The organism is Merdimmobilis hominis, from assembly GCF_900104615.1.
Lineage (GTDB): Bacteria > Bacillota > Clostridia > Oscillospirales > Ruminococcaceae > Merdimmobilis > Merdimmobilis hominis.
Genome location: NZ_LT629939.1, coordinates 700,266 through 725,849, shown reverse-complemented (window position 1 = coordinate 725,849; position 25,584 = coordinate 700,266). Strand labels below are relative to the sequence as shown.

Below are 25,584 nucleotides of genomic sequence, written 5' to 3'. Positions count from 1 at the left end.
GGTGGCACTTTCAGTTTATGCGCGGGCATCAGCCGCGGCAATTTCCTCCCAAACTGGAGACATGGCCCGCAGTTTTTCCACGATGGGGGGCAACGTGGCGAGGATGTAGTCCACATCCTCCTGGGTGCTGGTATCCCCCAAGGTGAGCCGCAGGGAGCCATGAGCGATCTCATGGGGCAGGCCGATGGAGAGGAGCACATGGCTGGGGTCCAAAGAGCCGGAGGTACAGGCCGAACCGGAGGAAGCGCAGATGCCGGACATGTCCAGCCACAGGAGGAGGGCTTCCCCCTCCACCCCTTCGAAGGAGAGGTTGGCGTTGCCGGGCAGCCGCTGGGTGGGATGGCCGTTGAGACGGCTGTGGGGGATGGCGGAGAGGATGCCGTGAATCAGCTGGTCCCGCAAATCCCGTTCCCGGGCGGTGCGCTCTTCCAGATTGCCCACCGCGTCGGTGATGGCAACCCCCAGCCCGACGATGCCGGCCACATTTTCGGTGCCGGCCCGATGGCCCCGCTCCTGGGCGCCGCCGTCCATAAAGTTGGGCAGCACCACCCCTTTGCGGACGTACAAGGCTCCCACCCCTTTGGGGCCATGGAGCTTGTGGGCAGAGAGGGAAAGCATATCGATGTTCTGGGCCTTGACGTCAATCTTCACATTGCCCACTGCCTGCACCGCGTCGGTGTGGAAGAGGATCCCCTTCTTCCGGCACAGGGCGCCGATCTCCGGGATGGGTAAGATAGTGCCGATCTCGTTGTTGGCGTACATGATAGAGACCAGGCCGGTGTCCTCCCGCAGGGCGTTCTCCACGTCCTTAGCGGTGAGCAGGCCATATTCATCCACCGGGAGATAAGTCACCTCGAACCCCTGTTTCTCCAGAGCCTGGGCGGTGTGGAGGATGGCGTGGTGCTCAAACACCGTGGTGATGATGTGGTTTTTGCCCTTTTTCTTCATCTGAGCGGCGGCACCTTTCAGCGCCCAGTTGTCCGATTCGGAACCGCAGCCGGTAAAGTAGATTTCGCCCGGCTGGGCGCCCAGGGCATCGGCTACCTGCTTGCGGGCCTTGTCCAGGGCTTCTTTCGCTTGGCGTCCAATGGAATAGACGCTGGAGGGGTTTCCATACTCCTCTTTATAGAAAGGAAGCATTGCCTCCAGTACACGCGGGGAAACTTGAGTGGTTGCGGCGTTGTCCGCATAAACAAACCGTTTTTCCATAGGGGGAACACTCCTTGTAGGCGCGGGAGATTGATTCCGGGGGAAGCCGCGCCGCCGCCCGCCGGGAAATGGGCATATGCCCTTTTCAACTACGCTCTTATTGTATACCTAAAAAGTATAATTTTCAAGAGGGAAATGAAAAAAATCACAACTTTTTTCCGGTTTTGTAGGGAATTGGGGGAGAATGGCAAAAAACGGCTTTGCAGATCTGGAAGTCCCCGCATCTCCATTTCTAACGCGGCCTATCCCCAGGAGGGCCCCCGGCTGGGGGCTGCCCAATTTGCCAAGGTGCTGCGGCATCATCCCTTGTGTTTTTCCGACTGGGCCACCGCCATCTGGTCGCAGCGCTCGTTCTCCGGATGCCCGGCGTGGCCTTTGACCCAGACAAACTCCACCTGGTGGTAGGCCAGGAGCGGGAGCAGCTGTTCCCACAAGTCCACATTGAGGGCTGGCTTTTTGTCGCTTTTGACCCAGCCTTTTTTCTTCCAGCCGTAGACCCATCCCTTCTGGATGGCGTCGATGACATACTTGGAATCGCTGGTCAAGGTGACGTCACAGGGCTCCTTCAGGGCGGACAGGGCCTCTATGACCGCGGTCAGCTCCATGCGGTTGTTGGTGGTCTCCCGCTCCCCGCCAGAGAGCTCCCGGGTGTTTCCTTTGTAACGCAGCACCGCACCCCACCCGCCAGGGCCAGGGTTGCCGGAACAAGCCCCGTCGGTGAAAATCTCCACATGTTTTCGTTGTTGTGTCATCTTGTCACTCCTATAGCATTCCCAACCTCCGGCTATTTTTCCGGGCGGGAAGCAAATATTGGGCCGGATGAGGGGAAGCAGCGATTGCAGGCCATATGGAGGCAAAATCCCCCGCCCGCTGGGACCAAGCAGATTACTTTCTTATTATATCGGCTGCCCGGCCAGGTGACAAGGGCAAAAATTCTCCCCTGAAGGACTGAACCTCCAGTTTTGCAGCCATACTAATGGAAAAAGAGCCCCGTCTGCGGGGCTGCTGGGATTGGCCTTCTGCGGCCAAACCATACAAAGGAGATGCAAAACCATGTTTCAAACCGTAATACTAGCGGGTGGGGAGGGGACCCGTCTGCGCCCCTTGACCTGCGATCTGCCAAAACCCATGGCCCCGTTGTGCGGCCGCCCAGCCATGGATTATATTTTGGATCTGCTGGAGCGCCACGGCGCAAAAGAGGTCTTTGTCACTTTGGGGTACCGTCCCCAAGCCATCACCGGGTATTACACCGACCGGCCCCGAACCGGGATGGACCTTCGCTTTGTGGAGGAGGATCACCCCTTGGGTACGGCGGGGAGCGTGAAAAACGCCTGCCCCAACATAGAGGATCCGCTGCTTGTGATCAGTGGCGACGCCCTCTGTGATTTTGATCTGACTGCCGCCCTCGCCTTTCACCGGTCTCGGAACGCCGACGCCACCCTGCTGGTCAAACGGGTGGAGGATCCCCGGGAATATGGCCTTGTCCTCGCTGGGGAGGACGGGCGGATCGGCGGCTTTGTGGAAAAGCCATCCTTTGGGCAGGCGGTCACCGACCTAGCCAACACGGGCATTTATATTGTGTCCCCTAGAGCGCTCTCGATGATCCCCACAGGGGAGAACACCGATTTTGCCAAGGACCTGTTCCCTGTTATGCTGCGGACGGGGATGGCCCTATACGCCTATGAGGACCTGGGCTACTGGTGCGACATTGGGGACTTAGACAGTTATCGGCTCTGCCAGAAGGAGCTGATGGCCGGCTTGTGCGCCTGCCGCCCCTTGGGCATGGAGCTGGAGCGGGGCATCTACCTAAAAGAGACCATGCCTGCCGGGGCGTTCACCCTGCTGCCCCCGGTATATCTGGGGGAGAATGTGACCATTGGCCCCGGCGCGGTGATCGGCCCCGGCACCGTGGTGGGGGACAGCTGCCGCATCGGCGCAGGCGCCCGGGTGGAGGACTCTATTTTGCATGACNCACCGCGTCGGTGATGGCAACCCCCAGCCCGACGATGCCGGCCACATTTTCGGTGCCGGCCCGATGGCCCCGCTCCTGGGCGCCGCCGTCCATAAAGTTGGGCAGCACCACCCCTTTGCGGACGTACAAGGCTCCCACCCCTTTGGGGCCATGGAGCTTGTGGGCAGAGAGGGAAAGCATATCGATGTTCTGGGCCTTGACGTCAATCTTCACATTGCCCACTGCCTGCACCGCGTCGGTGTGGAAGAGGATCCCCTTCTTCCGGCACAGGGCGCCGATCTCCGGGATGGGTAAGATAGTGCCGATCTCGTTGTTGGCGTACATGATAGAGACCAGGCCGGTGTCCTCCCGCAGGGCGTTCTCCACGTCCTTAGCGGTGAGCAGGCCATATTCATCCACCGGGAGATAAGTCACCTCGAACCCCTGTTTCTCCAGAGCCTGGGCGGTGTGGAGGATGGCGTGGTGCTCAAACACCGTGGTGATGATGTGGTTTTTGCCCTTTTTCTTCATCTGAGCGGCGGCACCTTTCAGCGCCCAGTTGTCCGATTCGGAACCGCAGCCGGTAAAGTAGATTTCGCCCGGCTGGGCGCCCAGGGCATCGGCTACCTGCTTGCGGGCCTTGTCCAGGGCTTCTTTCGCTTGGCGTCCAATGGAATAGACGCTGGAGGGGTTTCCATACTCCTCTTTATAGAAAGGAAGCATTGCCTCCAGTACACGCGGGGAAACTTGAGTGGTTGCGGCGTTGTCCGCATAAACAAACCGTTTTTCCATAGGGGGAACACTCCTTGTAGGCGCGGGAGATTGATTCCGGGGGAAGCCGCGCCGCCGCCCGCCGGGAAATGGGCATATGCCCTTTTCAACTACGCTCTTATTGTATACCTAAAAAGTATAATTTTCAAGAGGGAAATGAAAAAAATCACAACTTTTTTCCGGTTTTGTAGGGAATTGGGGGAGAATGGCAAAAAACGGCTTTGCAGATCTGGAAGTCCCCGCATCTCCATTTCTAACGCGGCCTATCCCCAGGAGGGCCCCCGGCTGGGGGCTGCCCAATTTGCCAAGGTGCTGCGGCATCATCCCTTGTGTTTTTCCGACTGGGCCACCGCCATCTGGTCGCAGCGCTCGTTCTCCGGATGCCCGGCGTGGCCTTTGACCCAGACAAACTCCACCTGGTGGTAGGCCAGGAGCGGGAGCAGCTGTTCCCACAAGTCCACATTGAGGGCTGGCTTTTTGTCGCTTTTGACCCAGCCTTTTTTCTTCCAGCCGTAGACCCATCCCTTCTGGATGGCGTCGATGACATACTTGGAATCGCTGGTCAAGGTGACGTCACAGGGCTCCTTCAGGGCGGACAGGGCCTCTATGACCGCGGTCAGCTCCATGCGGTTGTTGGTGGTCTCCCGCTCCCCGCCAGAGAGCTCCCGGGTGTTTCCTTTGTAACGCAGCACCGCACCCCACCCGCCAGGGCCAGGGTTGCCGGAACAAGCCCCGTCGGTGAAAATCTCCACATGTTTTCGTTGTTGTGTCATCTTGTCACTCCTATAGCATTCCCAACCTCCGGCTATTTTTCCGGGCGGGAAGCAAATATTGGGCCGGATGAGGGGAAGCAGCGATTGCAGGCCATATGGAGGCAAAATCCCCCGCCCGCTGGGACCAAGCAGATTACTTTCTTATTATATCGGCTGCCCGGCCAGGTGACAAGGGCAAAAATTCTCCCCTGAAGGACTGAACCTCCAGTTTTGCAGCCATACTAATGGAAAAAGAGCCCCGTCTGCGGGGCTGCTGGGATTGGCCTTCTGCGGCCAAACCATACAAAGGAGATGCAAAACCATGTTTCAAACCGTAATACTAGCGGGTGGGGAGGGGACCCGTCTGCGCCCCTTGACCTGCGATCTGCCAAAACCCATGGCCCCGTTGTGCGGCCGCCCAGCCATGGATTATATTTTGGATCTGCTGGAGCGCCACGGCGCAAAAGAGGTCTTTGTCACTTTGGGGTACCGTCCCCAAGCCATCACCGGGTATTACACCGACCGGCCCCGAACCGGGATGGACCTTCGCTTTGTGGAGGAGGATCACCCCTTGGGTACGGCGGGGAGCGTGAAAAACGCCTGCCCCAACATAGAGGATCCGCTGCTTGTGATCAGTGGCGACGCCCTCTGTGATTTTGATCTGACTGCCGCCCTCGCCTTTCACCGGTCTCGGAACGCCGACGCCACCCTGCTGGTCAAACGGGTGGAGGATCCCCGGGAATATGGCCTTGTCCTCGCTGGGGAGGACGGGCGGATCGGCGGCTTTGTGGAAAAGCCATCCTTTGGGCAGGCGGTCACCGACCTAGCCAACACGGGCATTTATATTGTGTCCCCTAGAGCGCTCTCGATGATCCCCACAGGGGAGAACACCGATTTTGCCAAGGACCTGTTCCCTGTTATGCTGCGGACGGGGATGGCCCTATACGCCTATGAGGACCTGGGCTACTGGTGCGACATTGGGGACTTAGACAGTTATCGGCTCTGCCAGAAGGAGCTGATGGCCGGCTTGTGCGCCTGCCGCCCCTTGGGCATGGAGCTGGAGCGGGGCATCTACCTAAAAGAGACCATGCCTGCCGGGGCGTTCACCCTGCTGCCCCCGGTATATCTGGGGGAGAATGTGACCATTGGCCCCGGCGCGGTGATCGGCCCCGGCACCGTGGTGGGGGACAGCTGCCGCATCGGCGCAGGCGCCCGGGTGGAGGACTCTATTTTGCATGACGGGGCCTTTGTGGGGGAGGGGGCCCACCTCTCCGGGGCGATCCTCTGCCAAGGGGCATCCGCTGAGGCCAAGGCAGTGTTGGAAGAAGGGGCTGTTTTAGGCGCCCACGCAACGGTGGGGCGGGGGGCCAGCCTGCGGGCCAAGGTCTGGCCGGGCCGCCGGGTGGAGGCGGGGGAGACCCTGTCCGCCGACCGAAAAAAGGGGCATCCCGGTTGGGCCAGCTTTGGGGAGCAGGGCCTCTGCGGTGAAATCGGGGTGGAGATCACCCCGGAATTCTGCGCCCGGTTTGGGGCAGCGGTGGCCACAGCGGCCAAAGGGGAACCGGTGGCCCTCTGCGGCGGGGATTTTCCAGGTGGGGAGCCGCTGTTGGACGCCTTGGCATCCGGCCTGCGCAGCGCTGGCAGCGACGTGGCCGACTTTGGCAAAGGGGTGCTGGGGTTCCTCTCCTACGGGATGCAGTTCTGCGCCCTCTCCTGGGGTGTCTACCTGGGGGGAGGCAAAGGGGTATCCCTGCGGCTGGTCACTTCCGGGGGCCTGCCTGCGACCCGGCCCATGGAGCGGTCGGTGGAAAAGGCGCTCACCGGCGAACTGGCCCGGCGGTCAGGGGATTCCTTTGGCCGGCGGGAGACCCTTGCCGGGCTCCAGGGCTTTTATCAAGGGGAACTGAAAAAGTTGGCGCCCCAGGGCCTGGGAGGATTGTCCGCCCGGGTACAGGCCCAAAGCCCCGGCGCCCAGCGGCTGTTGGAGGACACCCTCTGCCAGTTGGGCTGCGGCCTTTCAGGAGGGCCGATCCTCCTCCTCGACTCCAGCGGGGAACACCTGACCATTCTGGAAGAGGAATGGGGGGCCATCCCCGCTTACCGGGCCCTGGCCCTCTGCTGTGAGGAGGCCTTTGCCTGTGGGGAGACCGTCTCCCTGCCCTTTGAAGCCCCCCGCGCCCTGGATGATTTGGCCAAGGAGCGGGATGGCCATCTGCTGCGGTACCTCTGCTGCCCGGCAGACGACAGCGACCGCAAAGCCCGCCAGTCGGCCCGGGATTGCCTCTGGCCCCGGGATGGGATGATGCAGGCGCTCCTTCTCTTGGCGCGGCAGAAGCGCACCGGGGAGGATTTCTTCCAGATGGTGCTGGGACTGCCCTCCTTTGAATTGGTTTCCCGGCAGGTTGCCACCAAAGGCAGCCCTGCCCGGCTGATGCAGCGTTTGGGCCCCGTGGAAGGCATGGTGGAGGGGGTCACCCTCTCCCTAAAGGGGGGGCGCGTTTTGGCTCAGCCAGACCGGCGGGGCAGGGGAATCCGCCTGTATGCTGAAGCGGTAAACGCCGAGGCTGCGGCCGAACTGTGTGAAGATGTTGCCCGCCGGATAGCAGCCCTCAGTGAAGAAGACTAGCGGCAAGGATTTTTAGATAGGGCTTGACAGTTTATTACCGAGAGTATACAATTTAAACAATGATGTGTTCGTGTTAAAGGCGGCCGGCCAGCCCTTTCCACTGCTAGGTGAGCGGAAATCTTGTGCAGATGGGTTTGGCCGCCGCCAATCCTACAGGAGCGTTTTGCGACGAAAGGCGAAAACGATCCGGCTGTCTTTTTGCTAGAAAAAGAGAGCCCTTATTTTGTTGTTGCCTTTTTCCGATGGGGTCCCCATCGGCAGGGTGCTGCCTGTTGTCCCTTTAAAACTGTCCCGCGGTTTTAGAACGGAAACGCGGATTTCATACCACTATTACATATTTGGATAAGGAGGTACTATAGTGCCAGAAGAATTGAAACAGACAGATATTTCGGAGAAAGCCCCAGCCAAGCCCCGGTCTAACAGCCGCCGCCGCAAGCCCAAAGCAGAGGCCGGAAAAGAAAAAAAAGCGGCAATTCCAAAAGAGGGGACTTCTGAAGCCCCGCTAGAACTCAGTGCAGAGCCGGCGCGGAAAAAATCTTCCCGCGGGGGGAAGAAGTCCGCTGGCCGGGAAAACCGCAAGCCCCCAGTTCGGATCATCCCCCTGGGTGGCCTCAATGAGATCGGCAAGAACATGACCCTTTACGAGTGCGGCAACGACATCCTCATTGTGGACTGCGGCATCTCCTTCCCCGACGATGAGATGCTGGGGGTGGATTTGGTCATCCCCGATTTCTCCTATGTGGAAAAGAACCGGGACCGCATCCGCGGCCTGGTGGTCACCCACGGCCATGAGGACCACATCGGAGCCATCCCCTACCTGCTTAAGATGGTGGACATCCCGGTGTATGCCACCAAGCTGACCGCCTGCCTCATCGAGGGCAAGCTGAAGGAACACGGCCTTTTGGGCCGGGCCAAGCTCAACATTGTGGAGGCGGGGGACACCGTCAAGCTGGGCTGCATGTCGGTGGAGTTTATCCACGTCAACCACTCCATCCCCGACGCCTGCGGCATGGCCATCACCACACCGGCCGGCGTCATCGTCTACACCGGCGATTTCAAGGTGGACTACACCCCCATCGACGGCGGGATGATCAACCTGAGCCGGTTCGGCGAACTGGGCAGCAAGGGTGTTCTCGCCATGCTCAGCGACTCCACCAATGCCGAGCGCCCCGGAACCACCGCCAGCGAGCGGACGGTGGGCGCCAGCTTTGACACGCTGTTTAAAAAATCCGGCAACCGCCGGGTGATCATCGCCACCTTTGCATCCAATGTACACCGGGTGCAGCAGGTGGTGGACGCGGCGGTGAAGTACGGCCGCAAGGTGGCCGTCTCCGGCCGCAGCATGGTCAATGTGGTGGCCAAGGCCACCGAGATCGGCTATCTGAAAATCCCAGAGGGGGTGCTGATCGACATTGAGCTGATCAACCGCTACCCCGACAACCAGCTGGTCATCATCACCACCGGTTCCCAGGGTGAGCCTATGAGCGCCTTGACCCGCATGGCCTTGGGGGATCACCGGAAGGTCAGCGTCACCCCAAACGACTACATCATTATTTCCGCCAGCCCCATTCCCGGCAACGAGAAGGGCATCTTCCGGGTGATCAACGAGCTGATGAAGCTGGGGGCTGAAGTAGTTTACGAGAAGATGTACAACATCCACGTCTCCGGCCACGCCTGCCAGGATGAGCTGAAACTGATGCTGGGCCTGGTCAAGCCCAAGTACTTCATCCCGTTCCACGGTGAATTCCGCCATCTGAAAAAGCACGCCGACATGGCCATCTCCATGGGCGTCCCCGCCGAGAATGTGTTTATCACCGACATCGGCCGGGTGCTGGAAACCGATGGGGTGGATATGAAATTCACCGGCATTGTCCCCGCGGGCCGGGTGCTGGTGGACGGCCTGGGGGTCGGCGACGTGGGCAGCATTGTGCTGCGGGACCGCAAACACCTGGCTCAGGACGGCCTGATGGTGGTGGTCACCACCATCGATTCCGCCACCGGCGAAGTCATCGCCGGGCCGGACATCGTCTCCCGCGGGTTTGTCTATGTCCGGGAGGCGGAGGAAATGATGGCCGAGGCCAAACGGGTCTGCCAAAAAGCCCTGGAGGAATGCCGCTACGGCAACGTCCGGGAGTGGGGCGCCATGAAGCAGGCCATCAAGGATCAATTGGGCCAATACCTGTTCAGCAAAACCAAGCGCAACCCCATGATCTTGCCGGTGATTCAAGAGGTATAACTTGCCCTTTGGCAGGCCCACAGCCCGATAAAGTTTTTGAGGCACACCCTATCGCAATCTGCGGTGGGGTGTGTTATAATATGGGGTAAGATTGGCCCGGGTCCCTTTGGCGGCCTGGAATTCCCATCGCCCCTATGTGGGGCCCCGGAGGTTTTGGATGAAAAACAAGGTACAGCTGTTTAAACCGATTTTTTATATCCTCATCGGCACAGCGGCGGCCATGGCTTGTTTGGCACTTGCCCGGGACGTGCGGCTGTTTTATGCAAGCGCCTCGGTTTTGTTGCTGGGCATCTCCTTCGCCCTGCTCAAAATGCTTTCTATCAATAAGGAATTGCAATATTTCCTCAACCAATTGGGGGATCAGATCAACTCCCTCCAGCGGGATTCGATGATTGAATTCCCCCTGCCGGTGCTGGTTTCAAGCCCAGAGGGGGAGATCCTCTGGTTCAACGACCGCTGCCGGGCGATGTTGGAAGATCCAGACACGGCTTTCGGCCAGGATGTATCCCAGGTGGTGGGGGAAATCGATTACCACGCTGCCTGCCCAGAAAAAGGGTTTAACATCCGCTACCGGGACCGGATGTATTCGGTCTACACCTCCGTCGCCGAGGAAAAGCGGGGCGGTATGGTCTCCTTTTATTTTGTGGACGACAACGACCTGAAAAAATACACCGCGGAGTTTTTCCAGACCCGGCCGGCGGTGCTCTCCATCCTCATCGATAACTATGAGGAACTGGTTCAGAGCGCCAAGGACGATGAGCGTTCCCAGGCCGTCAGCGAGGTGGAATATGAAGTCAGCCGGTTTGTCCGGCAGAACGACGGCATGTTCATCCGGGTGGAGCGGGATCGCTTCCTGGCGGTGATAGAAGAGCGGAACATGAAGCAGATTGTGGATGGCCGCTTTGAGATCTTGGATCGGGTGCGGGGGATCGTGGCCGGCGACCGGATGCCCGCCACCCTGTCCATCGGCGTAGCCCGGGATGGGGGCAGCTTCCTGGAGTCGGAGAAGATGGCCCGCCAGGCCCTGGATATGGCCCTGGGCCGGGGCGGTGACCAGGCTGCCATCAAGACCCAAAACGGCTACGACTTCTTCGGCGGGGTGGCCAAAGGGGTGGAAAAACGCACCAAGGTCAAAACCCGCATTGTGGCCACGGCCCTTTGCGAGCTCATTGAAAACAGCGAGCGGGTGATCGTCATGGGCCACCGGTTCGCCGACATGGACTCCTTCGGCGCGGCGGTGGGGATGCTCAAGCTGGCCCGCAACATGGGAAAGCCGGCGGTGGTGGCCATCAGCCACGACAAAAACCTGGTGCAGCCCCTTTACCGCAAGATGGAGGAAAACGGCTACACCGACGCCTTTTACGAGCCCAAGGACCTGATCGAAGGGGTTACCGATAAAACGCTGCTCATCGTGGTGGACACCCACATTGAATACATGCTGGAATCGCCGGAGCTGTACCGCCAATGCAAAAACGTGGTGGTCATCGACCACCACCGCAAGATGGTGGGCCACATCGACAACGCGGTGATCTTTTACCACGAGCCCTATGCCAGCTCCGCTTCGGAGATGGTGACCGAGCTGGCCCAATACTTCAACACCAAGCAGCAGCTGGGCCGGGTAGAGGCAGAGGCGGTGCTGGCCGGCATTATGCTGGACACCAAGAATTTCATCATCGGCACTGGGGCCCGCACCTTTGAGGCGGCCGCCTACCTGCGCAAGCTAGGGGCGGATATGGTGGAGGTCCGCAAGCTGTTCTCCACCTCCATGGACGATTACCAGAACCGCTCCAAACTGGTCTCCTCTGCGGAGATTTACCGGGGCTGTGCCATCGCCAGTTCCAGTGCCGGGGTGGGGGATATCAAGATCGTTGCCCCCCAGGCGGCGGATGAGCTGCTCAGCATCAGCGATGTGGATGCCTCCTTTGTGCTGTATGAATACGACGGCGGCGTCTCCATGTCTGCCCGTTCCTTGGGCGCCATGAACGTCCAGCTGATTATGGAAGCTTTGGGCGGCGGCGGCCACCAGACTATGGCTGGGGCTCAGCTGGCAGGGGTCAGTATGGAAAACGCCCGCCAGCAGCTGCTGGAAGCCATCGACAACTTCTACGACAAGCGAAGTTAAGCCACTTAAATTCACGCTTTCCCCCCTGCCCCATCCCTCTGCGGGGGCGTCGGGTTTCAAAATTCTCTAGCCGGGCAGAGCGGCGGAATGGAGTACAATATGAAAGTAATTCTCACACAGGATGTAAAAGGCAGCGGCAAAAAAGGCGAGCTGGTCAACGTCAGCGACGGCTACGCCCGTAATTTCCTTTTGGCTAAGGGCCTGGCCATCGAAGCCACCGCCCAGGCTATGAACGACCTGAAGAACAAACAGGCTGCCAACGAGCACCGCATCGCGGTGGAGAAACAGGCGGCTATGGACACTGCTGCCAAGCTGAAGGACAAGGTGGTCAAGGTCACCGCCAAAGCCGGCACCGGCGGCCGCCTGTTTGGCTCGGTCACCGCCAAGGAGATCGGCGAGGAGATCGAGAAGCAGTTCGGTGTCAAGGTGGACCGGCGCAAAATTGAGCTGGATGCCGACATCAAGGCCTTCGGCGGCTACAAGGTGGAGGTCAAGCTCTACCCCGGCATCACCACCAGCGTCCAAGTGCTGGTGGCAGAAAAGGAATAGGCAGATTTGCTATGATTTGTAAGGAGGGAATGCAGGATGGAAGCCGTGGGCATCACCGAACAGCTCTACACCCAGCAGCTCCCTTATAGCCTGGAGGCGGAGCAGTCAGTGCTGGGCGCCATTTTAATCGACCCAGCTTGCATCACCCGGGTGATGGAATACATCAAGCCGGAGAGTTTCTACCGGCCCCAGCACCAGGAGCTGTTCTCGGCGCTGACCCGGATGTTTGTCTCCTCCCAGACCATCGACTTTATCACCGTGTTGGAGATGGCCAAGCGGGAGGGGATATTTGACACCGATGAGGACGCCAAGATTTATCTGACCCAGCTGGCCCAGATCGTCCCCTCTACCGCCAATGTGGAGTCCTATGCTAAAATCGTGCAGGAGAAGTCCTACATCCGCAGCTTGATCCTGGCCTCCCAGAAGGTCATCGACCTCTCCCGGGACGGTTCCACCGACGCCCGCACCCTCCTGGACATGGCGGAGCAGAGCATCTTTGACATCCGCCAGGGGAGGGATGCCTCCGGCCTCACCCGCATCGACGAGATCATTTTGCAGACCTATGACCGGCTGCAAAAATTAAGCGGTGAGGACAAAGAGCAGTACATGGGCCTGCCCACTGGCTTTGCGGCGCTGGATTCCATCATCACCGGCCTGAACCGGACTGACCTGATTTTGGTGGCGGCCCGCCCCGGTATGGGAAAAACCGCCTTTGGCCTCAACATCGCCGCCAATGTGGCCACCAAGACGGGCAAGCAGGTGGCGGTCTTCTCCCTGGAGATGGGCAAGGAACAGCTGGTGACCCGCCTTCTTTCCAGCGAGGCGCTGATCCAGTCGGGGAGCCTTCGCACCGGCAACCTGAAGCCGGATGACTGGGTCAAATTGGCCATGAGCGCCCAGGTGCTCTCCCAGGCGCCCATCTACATCGACGACACCCCCGGCATCACTGTGGCGGAGATGAAAGCCAAGCTCCGGCGCTTTCGGGACCTGGGGCTGGTGGTCATCGACTACCTGCAGCTGATGAGCACCGGCAAGCGGAGCGAAAACCGGGTCCAGGAGGTCTCGGAGATCACCCGCTCTTTAAAGATCATGGCCAAGGAGCTCAACGTGCCGGTCATCACCCTTTCCCAGCTGTCCCGCGGCCCTGAGTCCCGGACCGACCACCGGCCCATGCTCTCCGACCTGCGGGAATCCGGCTCCATTGAGCAGGATGCCGATATCGTCATGTTCCTCTACCGGGAAGCATATTATAACCGGGAGTGTGAGGAGCAGAACACCGCCGAGTGCATTGTGGCCAAAAACCGCCACGGCGAGACCGACTCGGTGAAGATGGGATGGGACGGCCAGTTTACCCGATTTAAAAGTTTGGAGTATTTCCGCAATGAACCATAAGGCGTTTGACGCAATTGTGAAGCTTGATTTGATCCACCAGGGCGACAGGGTGTGCGCTGCTCTTTCGGGCGGCGCCGATTCGGTCGCCCTGACCCATTTTCTCTGGAAAAACCGGGAGCAGCTGGGCATCACCCTCACCGCCTGCCACCTAAACCACTGCCTACGGGAGGAGGAGAGCTTCCGGGACCAGCGGTTTGTGGAGGATTTCTGCCGGGAGCGGTCCATCCCTTTGACCCTGCGCACGGTGGACATCGCCGCCCTGGCCCGGAAAAACGGCCTCTCGGTGGAAGAATGCGGCCGGGAGGAACGGTACCGGCTGTTTGAAGAGCTCTGCGCCGGGGAACACTCTTTGGTAGCTACTGCCCACACCCAGTCGGACAACGTGGAGACGGTGGTGTTCCACCTCTGCCGGGGAACCGGCCTTAAGGGGCTTACGGGGATTCCCCCCAAACGGGGGAAAATCATCCGCCCGCTGATCCTGGCAACACGGGAAGAGGTGGAGGGCTACTGCCAAAGGGAGGGCCTGCCCTATGTGACCGACAGCAGCAACTTGCAGGATGTCTACAGCCGCAACCGGGTGCGTCACCGGGTGCTCCCGGAATTGGAGGCCGTCCACCCCGGCGCAAAGGAAGCCATCGCCCGCCTTTCCCGCACCCTTGCCCTAGAGGAGGACTTTCTGGAAGAGGAGGGCCGCAGATGCCTTGACAGCATCCGCTTGGGGGAAGACTGTTCCCGGCCGGGGTTTCTCGCCCTCCATCCGGCGATGCAGGGCCGGGTGCTGGCCCTGCTCCTGAAGGAGCGGGGGCTGGAGGTCACCGCCCAGCGCCTCACCCAGCTGATGGGGCGGGCAGAGGCAGGGGAAGGCCAGGTGAGCCTCCCCGGCGGATGGATTTTTGCCGCCAGCCCCACCACCCTGGCCTTTTTAGAGGAATCAGCCCAACAAAGCGGGGAATCCATCCCCCTTCCGCGGGAGGGCCTGCCCGATTTTTCTATTCAGTCTGCATCGGGGAAACAACTGTCTTTTTGGGAGCTTCAGGATTGTGAACAAATTAAAAATTTTATACAAAAAAAGGATTCCCGCTTAAAAAACATCCTGGACTATGATAAAATATATAATACTGTTTTGATCCGCCACCGCCTTCCGGGGGATGCCATCCAGCTGGTGGGCAGGGGGTGCCAAAAATCGTTGAAAAAACTCTTCAACGAAGAAAAAATCCCTCCGTGGAAGCGGCCGGGCCTGTGGGTCTTAGCCGATCCAGAAGGCCCGATTTGGGTGGAGGGGTTCGGCGCAGCCCAGCGGGTTGCCGCAACGGGGGAAACCCGGCAGGGACTGGAGATCAAAGAGGGGGAGGACAACGAATGATGGCTGATATGAACAATGATATTTTAAAGGTGCTGATCACCGAAGAAGAGCTGAAAAACAAAGTCCAGGAGCTGGGCGCCGCCATCAGCAGGGACTACGAGGGGAAAAACCTTCTGATGGTCAGCGTGCTGAAGGGCTCGGTTATTTTTATGGCCGATTTGATGCGGGCTATCACAATTCCGGCCCAGATTGATTTTATGTCTGTCTCCAGCTATGGGGCAGGGGTGAAATCCTCTGGCGTGGTTAAAATACTTAAAGACCTGGATGCCCTCTTGGAGGGAAAAGACCTGCTGCTGGTGGAGGATATCCTGGACAGCGGCCTCACTCTTTATTACCTGCGGGAGATTTTGACCAAGCGCAATCCCGCCAGTATAAAAATTGCCACCCTGCTGGATAAGCCGGAGGGGCGCAAGGCGGATATCCACCCCGATTATGTGGGATTTACCGTCCCCGATGCATTTGTGGTGGGTTACGGCCTGGATTATAACGAGATATACCGCAACCTGCCCTATGTGGGCGTATTGAAACCCGAGGTTTACAGCAAATAAGCCTCCCGTATTCCGAATCCAAAAGGGGAGTGAATGCATTTGAAATCCAACAAGAACAAAGGGCTGGGCATCTATCTTGCGGTGCTTTTGGCGCTGATGCTGACCCTGACCGCCGTGTTTTCCCAGGATACGACGCCAAACCTGGTAAAATACTCCACCATCCTCGGGTATTTTGAAGATCAAAAAGTCCGGGATTTTGAGCTGGATTATGGTACTGGCGACTTGAGCCTGGTTATCGAAGAAGATGGCAAGCGGCGCACTGTGGTGTCCAGCGTCCCCAATTCCCTCTATTTTATGGATCAAATCCAGGATGACATCGACAAGTACAACGAGGCCAACCCCGGCGATAAACTGACCTATCAGATCCTGCCGCCAGTGGAGGCCCCCTGGTGGGTACAGATGCTGCCCACATTGCTGCTCATCGGCGCCATGGTGGTTTTCTGGTTTATGATGATGCGCCAATCCCGCGGCAGCGGCGGAGGCAATGTCATGGGCTTCGGCAAGGCCAAGGCCCGCACCCCCGACGAGGGGCGCAAGGTCACCTTTGCCGATGTGGCCGGCGCAGATGAAGAAAAGGCCGAACTGGTTGAGATTGTGGAATTCCTCAAAAACCCGGCTAAATTCAACAGTTTAGGCGCCCGGATTCCCAAAGGCGTGCTGTTGATGGGCCCTCCTGGCACCGGTAAAACCCTGCTTGCCCGGGCGGTGGCAGGGGAGGCTGGCGTGCCTTTCTTCTCCATCTCCGGTTCCGATTTTGTGGAGATGTTTGTGGGCGTGGGTGCGTCCCGTGTCCGCGACCTGTTTGAACAGGCCAAGAAGAACGCCCCCAGCATCGTCTTCATCGATGAGATCGACGCTGTGGGCCGCCAGAGAGGCGCTGGTTTGGGCGGCGGCCACGACGAGCGGGAGCAGACCCTCAACCAGCTGTTGGTGGAGATGGACGGCTTTGGGGCCAACTCCGGGGTGATCATCATCGCCGCCACCAACCGGCGGGATATTCTGGACCCTGCCCTCCTGCGGCCCGGCCGGTTTGACCGCCAGATCCTGGTGGGCTACCCGGATATCAAGGGCCGGGAGGAGATTTTGAAGGTCCACACCCGCAACAAGCCCTTGGCCCCCGATGTCAACCTGAAGACCATCGCCTCCACCACCGCTGGATTCACCGGCGCGGATCTGGAGAACCTGGTCAACGAAGCGGCGCTGCTGGCTGCCCGCAAGGATAAAAAAGCCATCACTATGCAGGAGATCGAGGACGCCACCATCAAGGTGGTGGCCGGCCCAGAGAAGAAATCCCACGTGGTCACCGAGAAGGATAAGCGGCTCACTGCCTTCCACGAGGCGGGCCATGCGGTTTGTACCTACTACATGCCCACCCAGGACCCTGTCCATCAGGTGTCCATCATCCCCCGGGGCATGGCGGGGGGATTTACCCTCTCCCTGCCCAGCCAGGACCGCAGCTATATGACCAAAACCGAGATGGTGGAGGAAATTGTGGTGCTGCTTGGTGGCCGGGTTGCGGAAAAGCTGGTGCTCAACGAGATTTCCACCGGTGCCTCCAACGACATTGAACGGGCCACTAAAATTGCCCGCAATATGATCACCCGGTATGGGTTCAGCGAGAAGCTGGGCCCCATTGTCTACGGCCAGAACGAGGAAGAGGTCTTCCTGGGGCGGGATATTTCCCACTCCCGCAACTATTCCGAGACGGTGGCCGCTGAGATTGACGGCGAGATCCGCGAGGTGATTGACACCTGTTATGAAAGCACCCGCCAGGTGCTGGAGGATCATATGGATCAGCTGCACCGGGTGGCGGAATACCTGATGACCTATGAGAAGGTGGATGGCGAGAAGTTTAAAGCCCTGATGGAGAACCGGGAGGTTCCCCCTTCGGCGGAGGATACTTTCGTCCCCCTCTCCAAGTTGGCGGAACAGGCCAAAGGCAGCGATGAGCCAGAACAGGTCATCGGTGAAGAACCTCCGGTGGAGGAATACCCGGCAGATCCCTCCGCCCCAGATGCTGAGTAATTGAAAACAAATAGTATAAATCAGTACCATCTATCTGGATGGTACTGATTTTTTGCTTCTCCCTCCCAAAGCTTTGGGGGAAATCTACTGGGGAAATGTGGGCTTTTTCAATGAATTGACAGATTTTCCCTGCTGCCGCACTTGTGTTCGCGGGCTTGTCCCGGTATAATAGATTGGTAAGCTATTCCAACATTACACCTGCCTTTGGGCAAAACGATAGATTCGGAGGTCCTTCATGGCAAAACGCACCCAAACCCAATACGACAACGAAAGCATCTCCGCCCTCAAAGGGGCAGACCGGGTCCGCAAACGGCCGGCGGTCATCTTCGGCTCCGACGGGCTGGAAGGCTGCCAGCATTCGGTGTTTGAAATTCTCTCCAACTCCATCGACGAGGCCAGGGAAGGATTCGGCAGCAAAATTATCATCACCAAATACCAGGACGGTTCCATTGAGGTGGAGGATTTCGGCCGGGGCATCCCGGTGGATTTTAACAGCCGGGAGGGCCGGTTCAACTGGGAACTGGTTTTCTGCGAACTGTACGCCGGCGGAAAATACAACACCAACGACGGCGAGAGCTATGAGTTCTCCTTAGGCCTCAATGGCCTGGGTCTTTGTGCCACCCAATATTCCTCACAGTATATGGATGTAGAGATATTCCGAGATGGATTCCGATATGCCCTTCGTTTTGAGCAGGGGGAGAATGTGGGCGGCCTCCAGAAAGAGGAGACCCGCCGCAAACAGACCGGAACCCGCATCCGCTGGAAGCCGGATCTTGCGGTATTCACCGAGGTCGATGTGCCGGTGGCTTATTTCCAGGACGTGCTCAAGCGCCAGGCAGTGGTCAATGCCGGGCTCACCTTCCTCCTGCGGGTGGAGGGAGAGAAGGGCTTTACCGAAGAGGAGTTTTGCTACGCCGACGGCATCACCGACTATGTCAAGGAGCTGACCGGCGGGGAAGAGACCCTCTGCCCGGTGATCTACTGGCAAACCGAGCGTCGGGGCCGGGACCGGGAGGACAAGCCGGAATACAAGGCCAAACTCTCGGTGGCGCTGACCTTCTCCAACCGGCTCCACCTGACCGAGTATTACCACAACTCCAGTTTTTTGGAGCATGGAGGCTCCCCGGAGAAGGCGGTGAAGCTGGCCTTTGTCTATCAGATTGATAGCTTTCTGAAGCAGAGCGGCAAATACCTGAAAAATGAGAGCAAGATCACCTACCAGGATGTGGAGGACTGCCTGGTTTTGGTATCCTCCTCCTTCTCCACCCAGACCAGCTACGAAAACCAGACCAAAAAGGCCATCACCAACCGGTTTATCTACGAGGCGATGAACGACTTCCTCCGCCATCAGCTGGAGATTTACTTTATCGAAAACCCGGATGACGCCGCCCGCATCGCTGAACAGGTGCTCATCAACAAGCGCAGCCGGGAAAATGCGGAGAAAACCCGCCTCAATTTGAAAAAGAAGCTGGCGGGCACCATCGACCTTTCCAACCGGGTGCAGAAGTTTGTGGACTGCCGCTCCAAGGACGTCTCCCGCCGGGAGATCTACATCGTGGAGGGGGATTCGGCGCTGGGCTCCTGCAAAATGAGCCGGGATGCCGAGTTCCAGGCCATCATCCCGGTGCGGGGCAAAATCCTCAACTGCCTCAAAGCGGATTACGACAAAATCTTTAAAAATGAGATTATCACCGACATCATCAAGGTGCTGGGCTGCGGGGTGGAGGTCAAGACCAAGGCCAACAAGGATTTATCCAGCTTTGACCTGGACAGCCTGCGGTGGAACAAAGTGGTCATCTGCACCGATGCGGACGTGGATGGGTTCCAGATCCGCACCCTGATTTTGACCATGCTCTACCGGCTGACCCCCACCCTGATCGAAAAAGGGTATGTCTATATCGCAGAGACCCCCCTTTATGAGATCACCACCAAAAACAAAACCTACTTTGCCTATTCCGACGGGGAAAAGGCCACCGTTCTGGCCCAAATCGGCAAGGAAAAATATGACATCCAGCGGTCCAAAGGGCTAGGTGAAAACGACGCCGATATGATGCGGCTGACCACCATGAACCCCCAGACCCGCCGGCTCATCCGGGTCAGCCCCAGCGATGCCGCCGCCACAGCCCGGATGTTCGACCTGCTGTTGGGGGACAACCTATCCGGCCGGAAGGAGCACATCGCCCTCAACGGCCATCTGTATCTGGACGAGGTAGATGTGTCCTAACCGCCAGCGCGCTCCATTCCGGCGCAACAAATACAAGGGACCCGAACAGGGGGTTCCCAACCGAGGTGAACCGCTATGCCGCCAAGAAAGAAAAAAGAACGCGCCTCTGCCCCCGCCAAAATGGGGCCGGACGTTTACATTGAAAACTCTGGGGTAGTGATGGATCAAGCCATTGTGGACACCCTGGAAAAAAACTATATGCCCTATGCCATGAGCGTCATCGTCTCCCGGGCCATCCCGGAGATCGACGGGTTCAAGCCCAGCCATCGGAAAATATTATATACGATGTATACAATGGGGCTGTTAAACGGAAATAGAACCAAATCCGCCAACATTGTGGGCCAAACCATGAAGCTGAACCCCCACGGCGACGCCGCCATCTATGAGACGATGGTCCGCCTCTCCCGGGGATATGAAGCCCTGCTGTACCCCTTTGTGGACTCCAAAGGCAACTTCGGCAAGGCGTATTCCCGGGACATGGCCTACGCCGCCCCCCGGTACACCGAGGCCAAATTGGAGCCCATCTGCAGCGAGCTGTTCGGGGACATCGCCAAGGACACGGTGGATTTTGTCCCCAACTACGACAACACCATGATGGAGCCCACCTTGCTGCCGGTGTCCTTCCCCACCATCCTGACCAATTCCAATGTGGGCATCGCGGTGGGCATGGCCAGCTCCATCTGCTCCTTCAACCTGGCTGAGGTCTGCGAAACCACCATCGCCTTGATGAAAAATCCGGCCCACGATGTGGCCACCACCCTGCAGGCCCCGGATTTCCCTGGGGGAGGGTTTATCCTCTACGACCCAGAGGAGATGCGCCGCATCTACGAGACCGGCAGGGGTGGCGTCAAGGTGCGTGCCCGCTATTCCTATGACAAGGCGGAAAACTGCATTGAAATCACCCAAATTCCCCCCACCACTACGGTGGAGGCGATTATGGACAAGATTGTGGAATTGGTCAAATCCGGCCGGGTGCGGGAGATCTCCGACCTGCGGGATGAAACCGATATCAACGGCCTTAAACTGACCATCGACCTAAAGCGGGGCGTGGACCCGGATAAATTGATGGCCCGCCTCTACAAAACCACCCCGTTGGAGGATGCCTTTGGCTGCAACTTCAACGTCCTCATCGGGGGGATGCCCAAGGTCCTGGGGGTGGCCCCCCTCCTGCTGGAATGGATCGCCTTCCGGGAGGAGTGCGTCAAGCGGCGCATCTTTTTTGACCTGACCAAGAAAAAGGAGAAGCTCCACCTGCTCAAAGGATTGGCCCGCATCCTTCTGGACATCGACAAAGCGGTGAAAATTGTCCGGGAGACCGAGGAGGAATCGGAGGTTGTCCCCAACCTGATGATCGGTTTCGGAATCGATGAGATCCAGGCGGAGTATGTAGCGGAAATCCGCCTGCGCCACCTGAACCGGGAATACATCCTCAAGCGCACCCAGGAGACCGAGCAGCTGGAGTCGGACATCGCCCAGATGGAGGATATCCTGAAAAGCCCCAAAAAGATCCAGGGCATTATGGAAAAGGAACTGCGGGAGGTGGCGAAAAAATTCTCCCAGCCCCGCCGGTCCATGCTGATCTTCAAATCCGAGGTGTCGGAGGAAGGCGGGGAGGAGGAGATCCCCGATTACCCGGTGCGCCTCTTCCTCTCCAAAGAGGGATATTTTAAGAAAATTACCCCCCAGTCCCTGCGGATGAGCGGGGAGCAGAAGCTGAAAGAGGGGGATGCTATCCTGGAGGAGCTGGAGGCCACCAACAACACCCATCTGCTGGTGTTCACCAACCAATGCCAGGTCTATAAATGCCGCGCCAGTGATTTTGATGACGGCAAGGCCAGCCAGTTAGGGGATTACCTGCCCGCCAAGCTGGGGATGGACGAAGGGGAATCGGTGGTCTATCTGGCAGCTACTGCTGATTACCAGGGCGCCATGGTTTTTGTCTTTCAAAACGGCAAGGTGGCCAAGGTGGAGATGAGCGCTTACGAGACCAAAACCCGGCGCAAAAAGCTGATCAGCGCTTACTGCGACAAATTCCCCTTGTGCCAGGCCCTCTACCTTCAGGAGGATCGGGAGCTGATGCTCACCTCCTCCGGCGGGAGGGTGCTTCTGGTGCATACAGCAGCGCTGGAATCGAAGTCCACCAAGAACACCCAGGGCATCCAGGTGATGCAGCTGAAGAAAAACGCTGTGGTGGATTCGGCGAAAGTGTTCTGCGAAGGGATGCTGTCTAACCCTCACCGGTTCCGGCCCAAGAGCCTTCCCAGCCAGGGGCAGTTCCCCCGCGGGGAAGAGGAAGGGGAGCAGCTGACCCTCTCGTAGCCGAAAACCCTCCAAAAAGGGGAAAAAGAGAGCCGGCGATGGGAAAGCCCCAAAGTCGGCTCTTGGTTTTTCGTTTTGTACGAGCAAACGCAAAAGGGTAAAACGAAAAACCAATGATAGTATCGGTCAAATCCTGTATTTTATACTGGTTTTCCGCAAAAAATAAGGTTGCAAATGCACCTTGAATATGCTATGATATTTTAAGCTGGATATAGAATGCACAAAAATATCGGAGGTATACAATGAATACATTTCAGATAGCAGGCGGAGTGTTGCTCCTTGTCATCAGTGTCATCATCATCGTCAGCGTGCTGATGCAGGATCAGCCCAGGGCTGGCTTGGGTTCCCTGGCTGGCGATTCCACCGGTGATACTTTTATGGATCGCAACAAGAACCGCACCAACGCAGCCGCCCTTTCCCGCATTACCAAGTACTGCGGCTTTGCTTTCTTCGCGGTGGCCTTGGCAATCATGGCCGTTAGCGTCTATGCCAAATAAGTAAGCACGATGACTGCCCTGCTTCCTTAGCAGGGCAGTTTTTCACATTTTGAATCGAGACCGCCGGGCAAACCCGGCCAATATAGATTGGAGTAACTATGCAACAAAACAAACCCAAAAAGAAACTGGGACAGGTTCTGACCCAGAAAAAGCCGGAAATCCAAAAGCAGGTCCCTCAAAAGGCGGTGCAGAAGGGCCCGGCGAAGCAGAAAAGAACTGCATCCAAACCGGTGCCCCAGAAGGCCGGGCCGCAACGGCCAGCCTCCCCCAGACCGGGGGCGCAGGGATTGAATAGCCGCCGCAGGACGTCCCCGGTAAAAGTCACCTTAGAGGTGCCGCTGATGGAGGGGGAGACCTTAAAAAGCAATCTGGTGCAGGTGCTGCGCCGGCAGAAGAAGGCCCCGCTGAAGCTGAAAGAACTGGCTCAGAAGGCCAAGGAAAAACAGGGCCCGGAGCTGGTCGCCGCTGTGGAAGAGCTGGTGAAGGCAGGGGAAGTCCTTCTGCAAAAGGGGGGATACGTCCTCAGCCGGAGCTTGGGGCTGCGCCCCGCCACAGTGGTGAAGGTGCTGCCCGCCTTTGGCTTTGCCCGCCCCGACGGGGAAGAGGAGGATGTCTTTCTCCCCGGCCGGGCGATGAAAGGGGCTATGCCTGGGGACCGGGTGCTGATTTCCAGCCGCCGCTCCAACGGGGAGCTGACCGAAGCGGAGGTGGTCCGCATTCTCCAGGAGGGGGATTACCGGTTCACCGGCGTGGTGGTCAAGGAGGAGGGGAAGCTCTCCATCCTGCCCGACCGCCAGGTGCGGTTCGCAATTGAGATCGGCCGTTCCAGCAAGATCAAGGTCAAAGAAGGGGACAAGGTGCTGGCAAACCTCTGTTACCGGGGGGACCGGCATTTCTCCCACAAAGCGGCGGTGCTGGAGAACTTCGGCGACGCCCAAAAGGCCAGCGGCTGCTGTGAGGCTATCCTGGCCGCCAACGGCATCGAGCGCCAGTTCCCGGCCGAGGCCATCGCCCAGGCCCGGCAGATCGAGGCCGACGGCAGCCACCCCAAAGAGCTGGCCGCCCGGCTGGACCTGCGGGGGGAGGACATCTTCACCATTGACGGGGCCGACACCAAGGACATCGACGACGCCATCTCCCTGAAAAAGTTGGAAGACGGCTGGCTGCTGGGGGTGCACATCGCCGATGTCAGCTATTACGTCACTGCTGGCAGCCCCCTGGACCAGGAGGCGTTTGAGCGGGGAAATTCGGTGTATTTCCCGGGTTCGGTGGTGCCCATGTTGCCCCCGGAGCTCTCCAACGGCATCTGCTCCCTCAACCCCGGGGAGGACCGCCTTGCCTTCTCCGCCCTGGTGGAGCTGGGGGAGGACACCTCCATCCGCTCCTACCGGTTTGTCAAATCGGTGATCCGATCCCAGGTCAAAGGGGTGTACAGTGAGATCAACACCCTTTACGATGGCACCGCCTCCCCGGAGATCCAGGAAAAATACGGGGAACTGAAGGACACTTTGTTCCTCATGAAGGATCTGGCCTCCCGCCTTGCCCAGGACCGCACCCGCCGGGGCGCACTGGACCTGGAATCGGTGGAGTCCAAAATCAAGCTGGATGAAAACGGGGTCGCGGTGGATATCCAGCCCCGGATACAGGGCATCAGCGAGGGGATGATTGAGGAATTCATGCTGGTGGCCAACCAAGCGGCTGCCCGCTTTGCCGGGGAGAGGGGCCTGCCCTTTGTCTACCGGGTTCATGAGTCCCCCAACCCAGAGAAGCTTCAGAACCTCAAAGAGACGCTGGACGCCCTGGGCATCCCCTCCAAATCCATCAAAGCAGGGGTGGCCCAGGGGGAGCTGTCCCGGATTTTGCGGGAATCCCGCCAAACCCCCTTTGGCAAGATTGTCAACAACACTCTGCTGCGGTCGATGGCCAAAGCAAAATATTCCGAGAAGAACATCGGCCACTACGGCCTTGTCATGGCGGATTACGCCCATTTCACCTCCCCCATCCGCCGGTATTCCGACCTGATGATCCACCGGATTATGACTGCCAGCCTGACCGGCATGCGCAAAGAGAACATCGAGCGCCGGTTCCGGGAGCAGGTGGGCACAGTGGCCCTGCGCACCAGTGAACGGGAGGTGCGGGCTATGCAGGTAGAGCGCAGCTGCGACGACTGCTACAAGGCGGAGTATATGAAATCCCACCTGGAGGAGGAGTTTGACGGGGTGATCTCCTCTGCGGTGAACCATGGGGTCTATGTGGAGCTGCCCAACACGGTGGAGGGCCTGATCCGGGTGGCGGATCTGGGCGATTACCAGTACGACGGCAAAATGGAGTTTGTGGACCAGCACAGCGGCCGGAAACTGCGGGTGGGCGACCCCATCCGGGTGACGGTGGCTGGGGTGGATGTCTCCGCCGGGCAGATTGACTTTGTCCCTGCGGATGAGGGGGAAGGCCAGTAGGCCTGTCCCCTTGTAACCGGGGGAAAAGTGTGATACTATGGACGTAGCAATCTGATTAAACAGTGATATAGGAGGCTTCGTTATGAAAATTGTATTGCTGGAATCTCTGGGCGTTCCCCAAGAGGTGTTGGAAGAATGTGCCAAACCCCTGATCGATGCCGGCCACAGCTTTACCGCCTACCCCAAGGACACCGACCCCAAGGTGCAGATTGAGCGGGCTAAAGACGCCGATGTGATCATGCTGGCCAACATGCCGCTGAAAGGGGAGGTCATCTCCGCCTGCGATAACCTGAAATACATCGATATCGCCTTCACCGGCGTGGACCATGTGGATCTGGAAGCCGCCAAGGCCAAAGGGGTCAAGGTGAGCAATGCTGCCGGATATTCCACCCAGGCGGTGGCCGAGCTGAGCATCGCTATGATGATCTCCCTGCTGCGCAACGTTCCCCAGGTGGAAGCCCGCTGCCGTGCAGGCCAGACCAAAGACGGCCTGGTGGGCAGCGAGCTGGGCAGCAAGACAGTGGGCATCATCGGCACGGGTGCC

General features: G+C 58.7%; 17 protein-coding genes and 1 pseudogene. 14 read left to right on the top strand and 4 right to left on the bottom strand.

The genetic code is table 11. From position 1 onward, the window contains the following. Positions 1-15: 15 nt before the first annotated feature. On the bottom strand, positions 16-1,209 hold the full coding sequence (nifS, locus tag BQ5353_RS03515) for a cysteine desulfurase NifS (protein WP_054330739.1): 1,194 nt from the start codon (positions 1,207-1,209) through the stop codon (positions 16-18). Positions 1,210-1,508: 299 nt separating this feature from the next. Next, positions 1,509-1,961, bottom strand: coding sequence for a ribonuclease HI (gene rnhA, locus BQ5353_RS03510; RefSeq protein WP_071427320.1), 453 nt, complete (start codon positions 1,959-1,961; stop codon positions 1,509-1,511). 301 nt (positions 1,962-2,262) lie between these two features. Here rnhA (BQ5353_RS03510) and BQ5353_RS03505 point away from each other — a divergent pair, with 301 nt between their 5' ends. Then, positions 2,263-3,195, top strand: coding sequence for a nucleotidyltransferase family protein (locus tag BQ5353_RS03505; RefSeq protein ID WP_071427321.1), 933 nt, complete (start codon positions 2,263-2,265; stop codon positions 3,193-3,195). On the opposite strand, the pseudogene BQ5353_RS03500 reads toward BQ5353_RS03505, so the two are convergent. Further along, positions 3,182-3,952 (bottom strand): annotated as a pseudogene (locus BQ5353_RS03500) (cysteine desulfurase family protein); the annotation flags it as partial. The gene BQ5353_RS03505 and the pseudogene BQ5353_RS03500 overlap by 14 nt on opposite strands. Before the next feature lie 299 nt (positions 3,953-4,251). Further along, positions 4,252-4,704, bottom strand: coding sequence for a ribonuclease HI (rnhA, locus tag BQ5353_RS03495; RefSeq protein ID WP_071427320.1), 453 nt, complete (start codon positions 4,702-4,704; stop codon positions 4,252-4,254). A gap of 301 nt (positions 4,705-5,005) precedes the next feature. Between rnhA (BQ5353_RS03495) and BQ5353_RS03490 the strand changes: the two genes are divergently transcribed. From BQ5353_RS03490 to BQ5353_RS13015, 13 genes are all read left to right on the top strand, one after another. Continuing rightward, positions 5,006-7,309, top strand: a complete 2,304-nt coding sequence (locus BQ5353_RS03490) for a sugar phosphate nucleotidyltransferase (protein WP_071427319.1) — start codon at positions 5,006-5,008, stop codon at positions 7,307-7,309. A gap of 358 nt (positions 7,310-7,667) precedes the next feature. After that, a complete protein-coding gene (locus tag BQ5353_RS03485) occupies positions 7,668-9,545 on the top strand; it encodes a ribonuclease J (RefSeq protein ID WP_082398464.1) in 1,878 nt (625 codons plus the stop codon). 157 nt (positions 9,546-9,702) lie between these two features. Then, entirely contained in the window at positions 9,703-11,667 is a 1,965-nt protein-coding gene (locus BQ5353_RS03480) for a DHH family phosphoesterase (protein WP_054330743.1), read from the top strand. Between the two features lie 99 nt (positions 11,668-11,766). Continuing rightward, positions 11,767-12,216 carry a 50S ribosomal protein L9 gene (gene rplI / locus BQ5353_RS03475; RefSeq protein ID WP_071427318.1) on the top strand — a complete coding sequence of 150 codons (450 nt, stop codon included), beginning with the start codon at positions 11,767-11,769 and terminating at the stop codon, positions 12,214-12,216. Between the two features lie 36 nt (positions 12,217-12,252). After that, positions 12,253-13,608, top strand: a complete 1,356-nt coding sequence (gene dnaB / locus BQ5353_RS03470; RefSeq protein WP_054330744.1) for a replicative DNA helicase — start codon at positions 12,253-12,255, stop codon at positions 13,606-13,608. After that, a complete protein-coding gene (gene tilS / locus BQ5353_RS03465; protein ID WP_071427317.1) occupies positions 13,598-14,971 on the top strand; it encodes a tRNA lysidine(34) synthetase TilS in 1,374 nt (457 codons plus the stop codon). Before dnaB ends, tilS begins: the two co-directional genes overlap by 11 nt. An 8-nt stretch (positions 14,972-14,979) precedes the next feature. Next, positions 14,980-15,519 (top strand): hypoxanthine phosphoribosyltransferase, encoded by a 540-nt coding sequence (hpt, locus tag BQ5353_RS03460; protein ID WP_054331228.1) that lies wholly within the window; start codon positions 14,980-14,982, stop codon positions 15,517-15,519. Positions 15,520-15,615: 96 nt separating this feature from the next. Further along, the gene (ftsH, locus tag BQ5353_RS03455; RefSeq protein ID WP_143117256.1) at positions 15,616-17,544 is read left to right on the top strand and encodes an ATP-dependent zinc metalloprotease FtsH; all 1,929 of its coding nucleotides are present in this window, start codon (positions 15,616-15,618) and stop codon (positions 17,542-17,544) included. Between the two features lie 235 nt (positions 17,545-17,779). Next, a complete protein-coding gene (locus BQ5353_RS03450) occupies positions 17,780-19,768 on the top strand; it encodes a DNA gyrase/topoisomerase IV subunit B (RefSeq protein ID WP_071427315.1) in 1,989 nt (662 codons plus the stop codon). Between the two features lie 75 nt (positions 19,769-19,843). Next, the gene (locus tag BQ5353_RS03445; RefSeq protein ID WP_071427314.1) at positions 19,844-22,087 is read left to right on the top strand and encodes a DNA gyrase/topoisomerase IV subunit A; all 2,244 of its coding nucleotides are present in this window, start codon (positions 19,844-19,846) and stop codon (positions 22,085-22,087) included. Between the two features lie 242 nt (positions 22,088-22,329). Then, on the top strand, positions 22,330-22,584 hold the full coding sequence (gene secG / locus BQ5353_RS03440) for a preprotein translocase subunit SecG (RefSeq protein ID WP_054330747.1): 255 nt from the start codon (positions 22,330-22,332) through the stop codon (positions 22,582-22,584). A gap of 98 nt (positions 22,585-22,682) precedes the next feature. After that, the gene (rnr, locus tag BQ5353_RS03435; RefSeq protein ID WP_083386366.1) at positions 22,683-25,040 is read left to right on the top strand and encodes a ribonuclease R; all 2,358 of its coding nucleotides are present in this window, start codon (positions 22,683-22,685) and stop codon (positions 25,038-25,040) included. Between the two features lie 82 nt (positions 25,041-25,122). Then, a partial coding sequence (locus BQ5353_RS13015) for an NAD(P)-dependent oxidoreductase (RefSeq protein WP_267888273.1) occupies positions 25,123-25,584 on the top strand: 462 nt, incomplete at its 3' end.

Coding starts and splice junctions, on each gene's coding strand:
- nifS (WP_054330739.1), bottom strand. CDS start 1,209: ATGGAAAAACGGTTTGTTTATGCGGACAACGCCGCAACCACTCAAGTT.
- rnhA (WP_071427320.1), bottom strand. CDS start 1,961: ATGACACAACAACGAAAACATGTGGAGATTTTCACCGACGGGGCTTGT.
- rnhA (WP_071427320.1), bottom strand. CDS start 4,704: ATGACACAACAACGAAAACATGTGGAGATTTTCACCGACGGGGCTTGT.
- BQ5353_RS03490 (WP_071427319.1), top strand. CDS start 5,006: ATGTTTCAAACCGTAATACTAGCGGGTGGGGAGGGGACCCGTCTGCGC.
- BQ5353_RS03480 (WP_054330743.1), top strand. CDS start 9,703: ATGAAAAACAAGGTACAGCTGTTTAAACCGATTTTTTATATCCTCATC.
- rplI (WP_071427318.1), top strand. CDS start 11,767: ATGAAAGTAATTCTCACACAGGATGTAAAAGGCAGCGGCAAAAAAGGC.
- dnaB (WP_054330744.1), top strand. CDS start 12,253: ATGGAAGCCGTGGGCATCACCGAACAGCTCTACACCCAGCAGCTCCCT.
- tilS (WP_071427317.1), top strand. CDS start 13,598: ATGAACCATAAGGCGTTTGACGCAATTGTGAAGCTTGATTTGATCCAC.
- hpt (WP_054331228.1), top strand. CDS start 14,980: ATGAACAATGATATTTTAAAGGTGCTGATCACCGAAGAAGAGCTGAAA.
- ftsH (WP_143117256.1), top strand. CDS start 15,616: ATGCTGACCCTGACCGCCGTGTTTTCCCAGGATACGACGCCAAACCTG.
- BQ5353_RS03450 (WP_071427315.1), top strand. CDS start 17,780: ATGGCAAAACGCACCCAAACCCAATACGACAACGAAAGCATCTCCGCC.
- BQ5353_RS03445 (WP_071427314.1), top strand. CDS start 19,844: ATGCCGCCAAGAAAGAAAAAAGAACGCGCCTCTGCCCCCGCCAAAATG.
- secG (WP_054330747.1), top strand. CDS start 22,330: ATGAATACATTTCAGATAGCAGGCGGAGTGTTGCTCCTTGTCATCAGT.
- rnr (WP_083386366.1), top strand. CDS start 22,683: ATGCAACAAAACAAACCCAAAAAGAAACTGGGACAGGTTCTGACCCAG.